The 13,351-nt window shown below is 65.3% G+C and carries 11 protein-coding genes and 1 other RNA gene; 7 read left to right on the top strand and 5 right to left on the bottom strand.

The window, feature by feature from the left end; all coding sequences use genetic code 11:
* Positions 1–188 precede the first annotated feature (188 nt).
* Complete coding sequence (locus tag ACZ5MJ_RS14210; protein WP_464220130.1) at positions 189–1,514, top strand: DUF1254 domain-containing protein; 1,326 nt, start codon at positions 189–191, stop codon at positions 1,512–1,514.
* Positions 1,515–1,677: 163 nt separating this feature from the next.
* Here the strand turns inward: ACZ5MJ_RS14210 and ACZ5MJ_RS14205 are convergent, their stop codons facing one another.
* The 5 genes from ACZ5MJ_RS14205 to ompA form a co-directional block, all read right to left on the bottom strand.
* On the bottom strand, positions 1,678–1,899 hold the full coding sequence (locus ACZ5MJ_RS14205; protein WP_464220129.1) for a DUF2188 domain-containing protein: 222 nt from the start codon (positions 1,897–1,899) through the stop codon (positions 1,678–1,680).
* 274 nt (positions 1,900–2,173) lie between these two features.
* Positions 2,174–2,533: a transfer-messenger RNA gene (gene ssrA / locus ACZ5MJ_RS14200) on the bottom strand.
* 86 nt (positions 2,534–2,619) lie between these two features.
* A complete protein-coding gene (gene gph, locus ACZ5MJ_RS14195; RefSeq protein ID WP_464220128.1) occupies positions 2,620–3,294 on the bottom strand; it encodes a phosphoglycolate phosphatase in 675 nt (224 codons plus the stop codon).
* Positions 3,291–4,049: a bifunctional 2-polyprenyl-6-hydroxyphenol methylase/3-demethylubiquinol 3-O-methyltransferase UbiG gene (ubiG, locus tag ACZ5MJ_RS14190; protein WP_464220126.1), complete on the bottom strand. Its 759-nt coding sequence runs from the start codon at positions 4,047–4,049 to the stop codon at positions 3,291–3,293. The genes gph and ubiG overlap by 4 nt, the downstream gene beginning before the upstream one ends.
* 120 nt (positions 4,050–4,169) lie before the next feature.
* The gene (gene ompA, locus ACZ5MJ_RS14185) at positions 4,170–4,823 is read right to left on the bottom strand and encodes an outer membrane protein OmpA (RefSeq protein ID WP_464220124.1); all 654 of its coding nucleotides are present in this window, start codon (positions 4,821–4,823) and stop codon (positions 4,170–4,172) included.
* Between the two features lie 433 nt (positions 4,824–5,256).
* Between ompA and gyrA the strand changes: the two genes are divergently transcribed.
* From gyrA to ACZ5MJ_RS14155, 6 genes are all read left to right on the top strand, one after another.
* Complete coding sequence (gene gyrA, locus ACZ5MJ_RS14180) at positions 5,257–7,947, top strand: DNA gyrase subunit A (protein WP_464220123.1); 2,691 nt, start codon at positions 5,257–5,259, stop codon at positions 7,945–7,947.
* Positions 7,948–8,029: 82 nt separating this feature from the next.
* Positions 8,030–8,593 (top strand): DUF2059 domain-containing protein, encoded by a 564-nt coding sequence (locus tag ACZ5MJ_RS14175; RefSeq protein WP_464220121.1) that lies wholly within the window; start codon positions 8,030–8,032, stop codon positions 8,591–8,593.
* Positions 8,594–8,751: 158 nt separating this feature from the next.
* The gene (gene serC / locus ACZ5MJ_RS14170; protein ID WP_464220120.1) at positions 8,752–9,909 is read left to right on the top strand and encodes a 3-phosphoserine/phosphohydroxythreonine transaminase; all 1,158 of its coding nucleotides are present in this window, start codon (positions 8,752–8,754) and stop codon (positions 9,907–9,909) included.
* A 106-nt stretch (positions 9,910–10,015) separates the two neighbouring features.
* Positions 10,016–11,164 (top strand): prephenate dehydratase, encoded by a 1,149-nt coding sequence (gene pheA, locus ACZ5MJ_RS14165; RefSeq protein ID WP_432259481.1) that lies wholly within the window; start codon positions 10,016–10,018, stop codon positions 11,162–11,164.
* A gap of 28 nt (positions 11,165–11,192) precedes the next feature.
* The gene (gene hisC, locus ACZ5MJ_RS14160; RefSeq protein ID WP_464220119.1) at positions 11,193–12,320 is read left to right on the top strand and encodes a histidinol-phosphate transaminase; all 1,128 of its coding nucleotides are present in this window, start codon (positions 11,193–11,195) and stop codon (positions 12,318–12,320) included.
* A gap of 110 nt (positions 12,321–12,430) precedes the next feature.
* On the top strand, positions 12,431–13,327 hold the full coding sequence (locus tag ACZ5MJ_RS14155; RefSeq protein ID WP_464220118.1) for a prephenate dehydrogenase: 897 nt from the start codon (positions 12,431–12,433) through the stop codon (positions 13,325–13,327).
* Positions 13,328–13,351: the final 24 nt, after the last annotated feature.

Genomic DNA, 13,351 nt, shown 5'->3' with positions numbered 1-13,351 from the left:
ATTAATTCCGGCGAGGCATGAGCGCACACTAGGGTTTTCCCCGGCACTGGCCGCGAGGCCAGTGCAGTCGCCGGATTGCGCCCGATGCGCTGCCGCGAGACAAGATCCCGCCCTTGACATGACGCCATCACGGCGTAAATTGATCTTCCAGATTAATCCATCGTATTAAAAACAGGAGGGGCGCCATCATGACAGAAGACCTGATATCGAACTCGCAACTGGGCGCGCGCATCCGCGAGGCACTGGTCTACACCTTCCCCGTGCATGATGTCGCGCAGGCGCGCTGGCAGTTCACGCAGATGCGGACCGACAAGCATGGGGCGCCGCCCAATGCGCTGTTCCACTACCGCAAGCTGCTTGACCATCGCGCACGCGCGGTCACCACGCCCAACAACGACACGCTGTACAGCATCGCCTGGCTCGACCTGTCAGGCGGCCCGCTGCTGCTGTCGCTGCCCGATATGCGGGATCGCTACTACAGCTTTGCATTCCTCGATATCTTCACCAACAACGTGGCCTGCATCGGCCGGCGTACCACCGGCACCGCGGCGGCGAGCTTCCTGCTGGCCGGCCCGGGCTGGCAGGGCGAAGCGCCCGCCGGCGCGCACGTGCTGCGCCTGCCCTGCAACGACATCTGGGCACTGGGCCGCGTGCTGGTCGATGGCGAAGCCGACCTCGCCGCCGTCCACGCGTTGCAGGATGCGATGCGGCTGGAGCCGCTCGCTGGCGGCCAGGTGCAGCAGGCGCGCCTGCTGCACGCAGCGCCCGACGAGCGCGACCCCGAACGCTATCTCGACCTGGTGAATGAGGTACTGGGCCGCAACCCGATCCCCGCCAGCGAGCAGGCGCTGGTGCAAGGCATGGCCGACCTCGGCGTGCGTCCCGGCGCCGTTGGCGCCTGGCGCGAGCTGGACGACACCGTGCGCGCGGCTTGGGCCGGGGACCATGCCGCCAACCTGGCCGCGCTGGCCAGGACGCCCCCCGGCACGACGCTGCGCAACCGCGAGGGGGGGAGCTGGACTTCGGGCGCGGACCATCTTGGGAACTTCGGTGACGACTATGCCTATCGCGCCTTTGTGTCGCTGGTGGGCCTGGGCGCGCTGGAGCGCGAGGAGGCCATCTACGCCACCGCGATGATCGATGCCGACGGCGAGATGCTGGACGGACGCCACGGCTACCGCCTGCATATCCCGGCGGACCTGCCCATCGATGCGTTCTGGTCGCTCAGCATGTACGAGCTGGAGCCCGATGGCCGCCGCTTCTTCGTTGACAATCCGCTGCACCGCTACACCCTGGGCGACCGCACGCCCGGCATCGTGCGCGCGGCCGACGGCAGCATGGATATCTGGATCCGGCATGCGGCGCCGGCGCCGGCGTCGGACCGGCAAGCCAACTGGCTGCCGGCGCCCGCGGGCCGTTTCTCGCTGACGCTGCGCTTCTACCAGCCGCGGCGCGCGCTGCTGGAGCGCAGCTTCGTGATGCCGGACGTGGAGCGGCTGGACCCGCCCGCGTAAGGGGGGGCAGTCCAAGAAAAAGCCCTCGGCCAGGGCGGACGAGGGCCTGAAGTGGCAGCGGGCTGTCGCGGATAGCCCGCCCCCATGATGGTGCCGCCACGCGCCCCGGGCATCCCCAGTTCTGGGGATGTTGCTTGCCACGGAGCGCTGATAACGCCAGCCGTCAATGCAGCAAAGGGGTATGCACTTCCCTGAAATCGAACGCGTCCGCCTTGTCGTTGATGCCGTGGATCGTCAGCACGGCATCGTGCGTCATGGCCATCTGCAGGCCCGCTGCGATCGCCGCATCGCGCGAAGGGTAGACCGGCCCCGGGTTGTCCGGATCGAACGCCAGCGCCCACTGCGCGTCTCGCGTGAGGATGATCTCGATGGATTTGATTGGCATCGCCTGCCTCGACTTGTGAACGATGTGCGCACCGGCCGGAGAAAACGCCTGGCACCGAGGCGTCGATGCCAGGCCAGTCCCGTCCGCCACTGGAGCGCTGTGCCGCGGCTGCGGTGCGTCGCCGCAGCCTGCAGCGATTTCAGCGTAGGCGAGGCCAGCGGACATGACTGCAAACAACTGCAAACGCCGGGGCGCGCCGCGCAAAGAAAAAACCCGCGAAGCGTTTAGCTTTCGCGGGTTTCTTGCCCTGCTGGTACTGCATCGGACTGAATACTGGTGGAGCCGGCGGGAATCGAACCCGCGTCCGCAAGCCCTCCACAGAGAGTTCTACATACTTAGTTCTGTCATTTGATTTAACCGGCGCATCGCGGACGAACACGCTCTACGACGGCGAGTCACTAGGTTTTCGTCCCCGGCTTCGTGACCCTTCCGGAGCTTATCTGACGTAAATGACCTCGCTGGTTCTTGCGAACCCTAGCCCGTCAGCGAGCCAGTGCGAGGACGGCCGCAATTAAGCGGCCAGTGCGTAACGTTCGTCGTTAGCAGTTATTGCATTCCCATTGATTAACGAGGTGACGGGTCCTCGGTATGCCCTCCACTGCTTTGTAACCCACGTCGAAACCAGGTCGGCCCCAGTGAGGAAGCTGGATTGTACCCGGTTGGACGCACGCTGTCTCGGGGAGTTCCAGGCGGGGGGCGGGGTGCCGCCGGGCGGGACCTTCAGGCGACCGCGGCGGGTACCAGCAGCGGGATCAGCTCGGCCGGGTGGCGGATCAGGTGGTCGGCGCCCCAGGTCTCGGGCGGCTCGCCGTCGCCGCAATAGCCATAGGCGGCGGTGACGGTGATCATCCCGGCGGCCTTGCCGGCCTGGATGTCGCGCAGGTCGTCGCCGACGTAGACGCAGTGGCGCGGGTCGACACCGGCGCTGGCCGCCGCATGCAGCAGCGGGGCCGGGTGCGGCTTGGCGTGGGGCGTGGTGTCGCCGCTGACCACGGCGCTGGCGCGTGGTGCGAGGCCGATGGCGGCGACCAGCGGCACCGTGAAGCGGGCGATCTTGTTGGTGACGATGCCCCACGGGATGCCCGCCGCCTCGAGCGCGGCCAGCACCTGGGGCATGCCGTCGAACAGGCGCGTGTGGACCGCGATGTCGGCCTCGTAGTAGTCGAGGAAGACGTCGCGCAGGGCAGGGAATTCCGCATCGTCCGGGCGCAGGCCGAAGGCTGCACCCAGCAGTCCGCGTGCGCCGTGCGAGGCGACGGGCCGCAGCTTTTCATAGGCCACAGGCGGCTGGCCACGCTCGATGACCAGCCGGTTGGCGGCGGCGGCCAGGTCCGGGGCGGTGTCGGCGAGGGTGCCGTCCAGGTCGAAGAAGACGCCTGCGATACCCGCGCTCATGCTGCCACCCGGCGGAACGCCATCATGTAGTTCACGTCGGTGTCGCGGCCCAGCGCATACACCTGCGACAGCGGGTTGTAGGTCATGCCGCGTATTTCCACCAGGTCCAGGCCGGCCTGGCGGGCAAAGCGCGCCAGTTCGGACGGGGTGATGAACTTGTCGTAGTCGTGGGTGCCGCGCGGCAGCATGTTGAGCACGTACTCCGCCCCGACGATGGCCAGCAGGTAGGCCTTCAGGTTGCGGTTGATGGTCGAGAAGAACACATGGCCGCCCGGCTTGACCAGGGTGGCGCAGGCCCGCACGATCGAGGCCGGATCGGGCACGTGTTCAAGCATCTCCATGCAAGTCACGACATCCACGCTGGCCGGTTCGCGCGCGGCCAGGGCTTCTGCGGCGATCTCCTCGTAGGTCACGGCAACGCCGGACTCCAGGCTGTGCAGGTCCGCCACCTTGAGCGCCTTGGTCGAGAGATCGATACCGCGCACGGTGGCGCCCAGGCGCGCCATGCTTTCGGACAGGATGCCGCCGCCGCAACCCACGTCGACCACGCGCTTGCCGGCCAGGCCGGCAATGCCGTCGATCCAGCCCAGGCGTAGCGGATTCAGCTCATGCAGGGGCTTGAATTCGCTTTCGGGGTCCCACCAGCGGTGGGCCAGTTCGCTGAACTTGTCGATTTCCTTGGGGTCGGCGTTCCGGCGCGGCAGGTCCTGATTGGCGGCGTCGGCTGCGGAAAGGGTTTGCGATTGCAACGTCATCGTATGCGGAGCCGGCGGCGCATGCCGCGGCGGGGTGATGGGAAGGGGGGGCAGTCCGGGCAACTGTACCAAAAAAAAAGCCCAGCTTGCGCTGGGCTTTCTTCATCGGAAGGGATCCGATTAACGTGCGCTGCGGGTGCCGACCACTTCGACTTCCACGCGGCGGTTCGGCTGCTGGCAGGAGATCTGGGCCTTGCGGTTGCCCTTGCACGACTTCGGATCGACCTTCAGCTGGCGCTTGCCCTTGCCTTCGGTGTAGACACGGTTGGCTTCAACGCCCTTGCTCACCAGGTAAGCCTTGACCGATTCAGCACGACGGATCGACAGGCGATCGTTGTACTTGTCCGAACCGAACGAGTCGGTGTGGCCAACGGCGATGATGACTTCCAGGGTGATGCCTTGCAGCTTCGAGACCAGGTCGTCCAGCTTGGACTTGCCTTCCGGCTTCAGGACGGCCTTGTCGAAATCGAACAGGGTGTCAGCAGCGAAAGTGACCTTCTCGCTGGACACAACCGGCGGAGCCACCGGAGCCGGTGCCGGTGCTGCAGCGGCCGGGGCCAGGGCGCCGTCGCACAGCGCGTTCGCCGTGGCCGGGGTCCAGGAGCTGTCGCGCCAGCAGAGCTCGTTCGTGCCATTCTTCCACACGTACTCGCTCGTACCGTTGCCCCAGTTCTCGTTCACTGCCTTCTTTTCATAGGGGACGGACTGAGCTTGAGCGGATGCAGCCATTACTGCGGTAGCTGCAACGAGCGCGAGCTTGGCAAATTTTTTCATATTTCTCCTCTCAGGATGAGATCACCGCAGGGTTACTGCGAGCAAATGGACGAAAACAAGTCATACATTCTTCGGAGTATAACATTCTCGATGTGGTGGATGCTCCACTTCGAACAATGTCTGGCTCTTCGCTGGGGAATTGTGCCACAAGGGTCGTTTCCTAAGAAGTAAATATATTCGATTCGCCGCATGGGTTTTGGGCCTGTGGTGTTTGTGCAACATGGGTCTTGTGTCGCCCGCAAAGCCTTGTGGCATCAGGGATTCCGGGTTTCGCGAAGGGCCTCGCGAGGTGTCCGGGAGGGCCGTCCGGAGAGCGGAAGGCGGGGGGTGGCGGCATGTTAGAATGGCACGTTGCCCAGCCGTCAGGCGCCCACTGTGCCGCGCGCTAAAGGGCCTGTCATTCGCTTAAACCTGCCGCATAAACCACGCCGCAATGGATCCATTCGCAAAAGAAACCCTTCCGGTCTCCCTCGAAGAGGAAATGCGCCGCTCCTATCTCGATTACGCCATGAGCGTGATCGTGGGCCGGGCGCTTCCTGACGTCCGGGACGGCCTGAAACCGGTGCACCGGCGCGTGCTGTTTGCGATGCACGAGCTCAACAACGACTGGAACCGGGCCTATAAGAAGTCGGCCCGTATCGTCGGTGATGTGATCGGTAAGTATCACCCGCACGGCGATACCGCAGTCTACGACACCATCGTCCGCATGGCGCAGGATTTCTCGCTGCGCTACATGCTGGTCGACGGCCAGGGCAATTTCGGTTCGGTCGACGGCGATAACGCCGCGGCCATGCGTTATACCGAAATCCGCCTGGCGAAAATCGCCCATGAGATGCTGCACGACATCGACAAGGAAACCGTCGATTTCGACAGCAACTACGACGGCTCTGAAAAAGAGCCCTCGATTCTGCCGGCGCGTATTCCCAATCTGCTAATCAATGGTTCGTCGGGTATTGCGGTGGGTATGGCCACCAATATTCCCCCGCATAACCTGAATGAAATCGTCGATGGCTGCCTGCACCTGCTGCGCAATCCGCAGGCGACGGTGGATGAACTGATTGAATTGATTCCGGCCCCGGATTTTCCGACCGCCGGGATTATCTATGGCATCCAGGGCGTGCGCGAAGGCTATCGCACCGGCCGCGGCCGCGTGGTGATGCGCGCCAAGACGCACTTCGAGGACATCGACCGCGGCCAGCGCCAGGCGATCATCGTCGACGAGCTGCCCTACCAGGTCAACAAGCGCACCCTGCTCGAGCGCATCGCCGAGCTGGTCACCGAGAAGAAGATCGAGGGCATTTCGGACATCCGCGACGAGTCGGACAAGTCCGGCATGCGCGTGGTGATCGAGCTCAAGCGCAACGAGGTGCCGGAGGTCGTTCTCAACAACCTCTATAAGAACACCCAGCTGCAGGACACCTTCGGCATGAACATGGTGGCGCTGGTCGACCGCCAGCCGCGCCTGCTGAACCTGCGCCAGATGCTGGAGTACTTCCTGGCGCACCGCCGCGAAGTCGTCACACGCCGCACGGTGTTCGAACTGCGCAAGGCGCGCGAACGCGGCCATGTGCTGGAAGGCCTGGCCGTGGCGCTGGCCAATATTGACGAATTCATCGCCATCATCAAGGCTGCGCCGACCCCGCCGATCGCCAAGCAGGAACTGATGACCAAGGCGTGGGATTCCGCGCTGGTCCGTGACATGCTCGCACGCGCCGAAGGCGAAACGCCGGGCGGACGTGCCTCCTATCGTCCGGACGGCCTGCCGGCGGTGTTCGGGATGCAGGCAGACGGCCTGTACCGTCTGTCCGACGGCCAGGCGCAGGAAATCCTGCAAATGCGCCTGCAACGCCTCACTGGCCTCGAACAGGACAAGATCGTCCAGGAATATCGCGACATCATGGCGGAAATCGCCGACCTGCTGGATATCCTGGCACGGCCGGAGCGCATTACTACCATCATCGTCGACGAACTTACCGCGATCCGCGCTGAATTTGGCGACGAGCGCCGCTCGCAGATCGAACTGAACGCGACCGAGCTGGATACCGAAGACCTGATCACCCCGCAGGACATGGTGGTGACGCTGTCGCACAGCGGCTATATGAAGAGCCAGCCGATTTCCGAGTACCGCGCACAGAAGCGTGGCGGACGCGGCAAGCAGGCGGCGGCGACCAAGGAAGACGACTGGATCGACACCCTGTTCGTGGCCAATACCCACGACTACATCCTGTGCTTCTCCAACCGCGGCCGGCTGTACTGGCTGAAGGTGTACGAGGTGCCGCAGGGCTCGCGCAACTCGCGCGGGCGGCCGATCGTCAACATGTTCCCGCTGTCCGAAGGCGAGAAGATCAATGTGATCCTGCCGGTCAGGCAGTTTGACGCCGAGCACTTCATCTTCATGGCTACCGCCCGCGGCACGGTCAAGAAGACGGCGCTGACCGAGTTCTCCAACCCGCGCAAGGCCGGCATCATCGCGGTCGATCTCGATGAGGGCGACTACCTGATCGGCGCGGCGGTGACCGACGGCCAGCATGATGTGATGCTGTTCTCGGATGCCGGCAAGGCGGTGCGCTTCGATGAGAACGACGTGCGCCCGATGGGTCGCCAGGCGCGCGGGGTGCGCGGCATGAACCTCGAAGACGGCCAGGCCGTGATCGCCATGCTGGTGGCGCCCGCGGAGACCGCCGAAGAGGCTGCGGAAGCCGCCGTGCGCGGCAGCGTGCTGACCGCGACCGAGAATGGCTACGGCAAGCGTACCCCCATCGCCGAGTACACTCGACACGGCCGGGGCACCAAGGGCATGATTGCGATCCAGACGAGCGAGCGCAACGGCCGTGTGGTGGCTGCGGCACTGGTTTCGCCCGAGGACGAAATCATGCTGATCACCACCGGTGGCGTGCTGATCCGTACCCGCGTGGCCGAAATCCGCGAAATGGGCCGCGCCACGCAGGGTGTCACGCTGATCAATGTGGATGAAGGCACCAAGCTGTCCGGCCTGCAGCGCATCGTGGAAAGCGATGCCGACAACGGCGCCGGTGGCGAAGACGCCGAGGAAGGCGACGGCGCGGAAGGTGCCGAGGGTGCTGCCGGGGCTGACGCAGACGCCAATCCGCAAGACAAAACGTAAGTTGTTGCAACATTAGGACGCTAGCCGGAACTCGCCTCGCGGCTGTCCGGACTAAAACGGACGTATTTACCAGGGAGTCACAATGCTCAAAACCTATCGACGTATCGCTGTTCTGGCCGCTTTTGTTCCGACCTTCATGATGGCGCAGCATGCGCACGCGCAGGATGCGGACAAGACGGCTGCTATCAAGGAACTGCTTTCCGTCATGCAGGCAGACCAGGCCGTCAAGGGCCAGGCAGACAACTGGCAGCAGGGCGCCAAGCAGGAAGCGCCGCTGGTGCTGGAGCAGGTGCTGGTCGAAAACAAGACCCTGAACGACAAGCAGAAGCAGGCCACCGTCGAAAAGCTGAAGAAGAACGGCGCGGTGCAGCGCATGGTTGATGGCGCCGGCTCGGCGTTCAACACCGATGGCTTCCGCAAGGACGCGATCCAGGCGCACTACGATGCCTTCGGCAAGTACTACACGACGCAGGAACTGAAGGACCTGACCACCTTCCTGAAGTCGCCGACCGGCCAGAAGTTCATGGCCAACCAGGGCAAGGCGACCCAGGAGATCTGGGGTTCGATGATGCAGAAGTACGGTCCGCAGGTCGGCAAGTCGATGCGCGACGCCGCCGAGAAGGAAATCACCGCCGCTTCGAAGTGATGCTGGCGTGATCCGCGACTGAATCAGACCGCCGCCCGGGTGCAAGCCTGCAGGCCGGCGCGGCACCGGGGCCAGCCCCGGGTGCCCAACGGGGCGCGGGTTTGAGGGATAATGGCTGCTTGGGTAACTCCGGCAGCCATTTTTCCATTCCCCGTCTCATGAACGATCCCCAGAATCCCGCTCTTGCCGGCATGATGCAGCGTGCATTGGCCGAACGCGTCTACAACTTCTCGCCCGGCCCGGCAGCGCTGCCTGCCGAAGTGCTGCAACAGGCTGCCGAGGAGATGCTGTCCTGGCGCGGGACCGGGGTCTCGGTGATGGAAATGAGCCACCGCAGCCGCGAATTCGAAGGCATCCAGGCCGAAGCGATCGCGGACCTGCGCGAACTGCTGCATATCCCTTCCAATTTCCACGTGCTGTTCCTGCAGGGCGGCGCCATCGGCGAAAACGGCATCGTGCCGCTGAACCTGATGCGCCTGCGCAGCGCCGACGCGCCCAAGGCGGACTTCGTCGTCACGGGCACCTGGTCGGTCAAGACCGAGCAGGAAGCGCGCCGCTATGGCGCGGTCAATATCGCGGCAACCAGCGCGGCGCAAAAATTCCACCGTATCCCCGACGTTGCGGACTGGAAGCTGTCGGACGATGCCGGCTATGTGCACCTGTGCACCAACGAGACCATCGTCGGCGTCGAGTTCCAGGACATTCCCGATATCGGCCAGGTCAAGGGCGACCGCATCGTGGTGGCCGATGCTTCGAGCCATATCCTGTCGCGCCCGATCGACTGGTCGCGCGTGCAGGTGGTCTACGGCGGCGCGCAGAAGAATATCGGTCCAGCCGGCGTCACCATCGTGATCGTGCGCGACGACCTGATCGGCCACGCCCATCCGCTGTGCCCGTCGGCCTTCAACTGGCGCCTGGTGGCCGAGCACAACTCGATGTACAACACGCCGCCGACCTATGCGATCTATATCGCCGGCCTCGTCTTCAAATGGCTCAAGCGCCAGGGCGGCGTGCCCGCGATCGAGCAGCGCAATATCGCCAAGGCGTCGGCGCTGTACAACTACCTGGACCAGAGCGATTTCTATCGCAACGAGATCCATCCGAGCTGCCGCTCGCGCATGAATGTCCCGTTCTTCCTGGGCGACGAATCGCGCAATGAGGCGTTCCTGCAGCAGGCGCGGGCCAACGGCCTGGTGCAGCTCAAGGGCCACAAGACCGTGGGCGGCATGCGTGCCAGCATCTACAACGCCATGCCGCTCGAAGGCGTGGCGGCGCTGATCGATTTCATGCGCGAGTTCGAGCGTACCTCCGCCTGACGCGCATTCCCGCCGCCGGCCCGCGCCAGCCACGCACGGCGCGCCGGCCGGCGGCAGGCAGTTTTTCCCGGCCGCCGCGCCCGGCGGCCCACCGGATTCATACAAGATGACAAGCCAAGACCGCACCCCCGCGCGCGAGGAGACGCCGCCCAACGACAATCACCTGAGCGAAGCCGAGCGCAAGCTGTCGGTCGAGCTGGGCCCGCTGCGCGAGCAGATCGACACCGTCGACCGCGAGCTGCTGGCGATGCTGAACCACCGCGCGAAACTGGCGCTCGAGGTCGGTGAAGTCAAGAAGAAGTACGGCGCGCCGGTGTTCCGGCCGGAGCGCGAGCTGCAGGTCATTCGCAAGGTGCAGGGCGCCAACCCGGGCCCGCTGCTGGGCGAAAGCGTGGCGGCAATCTGGCGTGAGGTGATGTCGGCCTGCCGCGGTCTGGAGAAGCCGCTGGAAGTGGCCTTCCTGGGCCCGGCCGGCACGTTCTCCGAGCAGGCCTTGTACGCGCATTTCGGCCATGAGGTGTCGGGCGTGCCTTGCCCGAGCATCGACGAAGTGTTCCGCGCCGTCGAGGCGGGCACGGTCGAATACGGTGTGGTGCCGGTCGAGAATTCCACCGAGGGCGCGGTGTCGCGCACGCTCGACCTGTTCCTGCAGACCTCGCTGAAGATCAGCGGCGAGATCGCGCTGAAGGTCCATCACAACCTGATGGCCTCCACGCCCGACATGCAGGGCGTCACTGTGGTGCGCGCGCATGCGCAGGCGCTGGCACAGTGCCAGCACTGGCTGACCGCCAACTATCCGCACCTGGAGCGGCAGGCCGTGTCGAGCAATGCAGAAGCCGCGCGCATGGCCAGCGAAGACCCGACCGTGGCCGCGATTGCCGCCGAGTCCGCCGCCAACCGCTATCACCTGCATCTGGTGCGCACGCATATCCAGGACGATCCGCACAACCGCACGCGCTTTGCCGTGATCGGCCGCTATGAGACCGAGCCGTCGGGCAGCGACCAGACCTCGCTGATCCTGTCCGTCCCCAACAAGGCCGGCGCGGTGTACCAGCTGCTCGCGCCGCTGGCCGAGAACGGCGTGTCGATGTGCCGCTTCGAGTCGCGCCCGGCGCGCAGCGGCGCGTGGGAGTATTACTTCTACGTCGACGTCGAAGGGCACCAGCATGAGCCGGCGGTGGCGCGCGCGATTGAAGAACTGCGCCGCAATGCGGCCTACCTGAAGGTGCTGGGCTCGTATCCGTCGAGCAAGTAAGACCTTAGAGAAAGAACCAGGAGACGAGATGGCAGAGCAGGGTAAGCAAGGCGGCACGGTGTTCGGGCCCGACTATGTGCGGGCGATTTCACCGTACATCGCCGGCAAGCCGATTTCGGAAGTCGCGCGCGAGTTCGGCCTGGAAGAGGCCGCCATCGTCAAGCTCGCCTCCAACGAGAATCCGCTCGGCATGCCCGAGTCCGCCCGCCGTGCGGTCGCCGAAGCCGTGGCCGAGCTGGGCCGCTACCCGGATTCGAACGGCTTTGTGCTGAAGGGCGCGCTGTCGGCGCGCTTTGGCGTGCCCGCCGACTGGCTGACGCTGGGCAACGGCAGCAACGACATCCTGGAGCTGGCCGCGCATGCGCTGGTCGAGCCGGGCCAGTCGATCGTCTATGCCGAGTACGCGTTCGCGGTGTACGCGCTGGCCACGCAGGAGATCGGCGCGCGCGCCATCGAAGTGCCCGCGCGCGACTACGGCCATGACCTGGAGGCGATGGCCGCGGCGATCGCGCCGGATACGCGCCTGGTCTTTATCGCCAACCCGAACAACCCGACCGGGACCTTCCTGCCGGCCGCGCGGATCGAAGCATTCCTGCAGCGGGTGCCGGCCCATGTGGTGGTGGTGCTGGACGAGGCGTACAACGAATACCTCGATGACGACCAGCAATATGATTCGTTGGCCTGGGTGCGCCGCTACCCGAACCTGATGGTGTCGCGCACGTTCTCCAAGGCTTATGGCCTGGCGGGTTTGCGCATCGGCTACGCGGTGGCCCAACCGGAACTGACCGACCTGCTGAACCGTATCCGCCAGCCGTTCAACGTCAACAGCGTGGCGCAGGCTGCGGCCATCGCCGCGCTGGGCGATGCAGAGTTTCTGCGCCGCAGCGCGGAACTGAACCGCGACGGCAAGGCGCAACTGACCGGGGCCTTCGACCGACTCGGGCTTGAGTACGTGCCGACGTCGGGCAACTTCGTGCTGGTGCGCGTGGGAGATGACGACGGCGCCGGTGGCCGCGTGAACCTGGCGCTGCTGAAGCAGGGCGTGATCGTGCGGCCGGTGGGCAACTACAACCTGCCGCGCTGGCTGCGCGTGACCATCGGCCTGCCGGAAGAGAACGCGGCGTTCATCGCGGCGCTGGAGCGGGCGCTGGCGTAAGCGCAGCCGCAGCAACCGGTGTCCCCCGGGCGGGCGCTTTGCCCGCTGGAATGCCAGTCATTGAATTACCTCGGTCTGATCCGAGCCACTGCCGCTAGCGGCCTGAGATTGTGAGTGCATTGCATTTTTCCCGTGTTGTCATTGTCGGCGTCGGCCTGATCGGCGGCTCGCTCGCGCTGGCGCTCAAGCGCGCCGGCGTGGTGGGCACGGTGGTCGGGGTGGGGCGCTCGCCGGCGTCGCTGCAGAAGGCGCTGGACCTTGGCGTGATCGACGAGGCCGCGTCGCTGGCCGATGCCGCGCGCGGCGCCAGCGTGATCGTGCTGTGCGCGCCGGTGGCGCAGAACTTTGCGCTGCTGCATGCGCTGGAGCCGCACCTGGAGCCGGGCACCATCGTCACCGATGCCGGCAGCACCAAGTCCGACGTGATCATGGCGGCCAAGACGGCGCTGGGCGACAAGGTCGCGCAGTTCGTGCCGGCACACCCGATCGCGGGGCGCGAGCTTAACGGCGTCGAGGCGGCGCTGCCGGACCTGTACGTCGGCAAGAAGACCGTGCTGTGTCCGCTGCAGGAAAATTCGCGCGCGGATGTGGCCGCGGTGCGCGCCATGTGGGAAAGCGCCGGCGCACAATGCCACGTGATGTCGGCGGTGCAGCACGACGCGGTGTTCGCCGCGGTCAGCCACCTGCCGCATGTGCTGTCGTACGCGCTGGTGGCGCAGGTCGCCAATGCGGAAGACGCGGCGCTGAAGCTGGATTTCGCTGGTGGCGGCTTCCGTGATTTCACGCGCATCGCGGCGTCGTCGCCGGAGATGTGGCGCGACATCTGCGTGGCCAACCGCGACGCGCTGCTGCGCGAGCTGAATACCTATCAGTCGGTGCTGGCGCATCTGAAGACGCTGATCGAAAAGAGCGACGGCGACGCGCTCGAACGCATCTTCACGCGCGCCAGCAAGACCCGGCTGGCCTGGGGCACCGAGCGTGCCGCGGGCAACAATATCGAACCCTGATCCAATCGCCTGACCGCGGCGCCT

The sequence above is a fragment of the Cupriavidus sp. LA-1 genome, from assembly GCF_055385985.1.
This window is presented reverse-complemented; position numbering and strand designations above follow the sequence as displayed.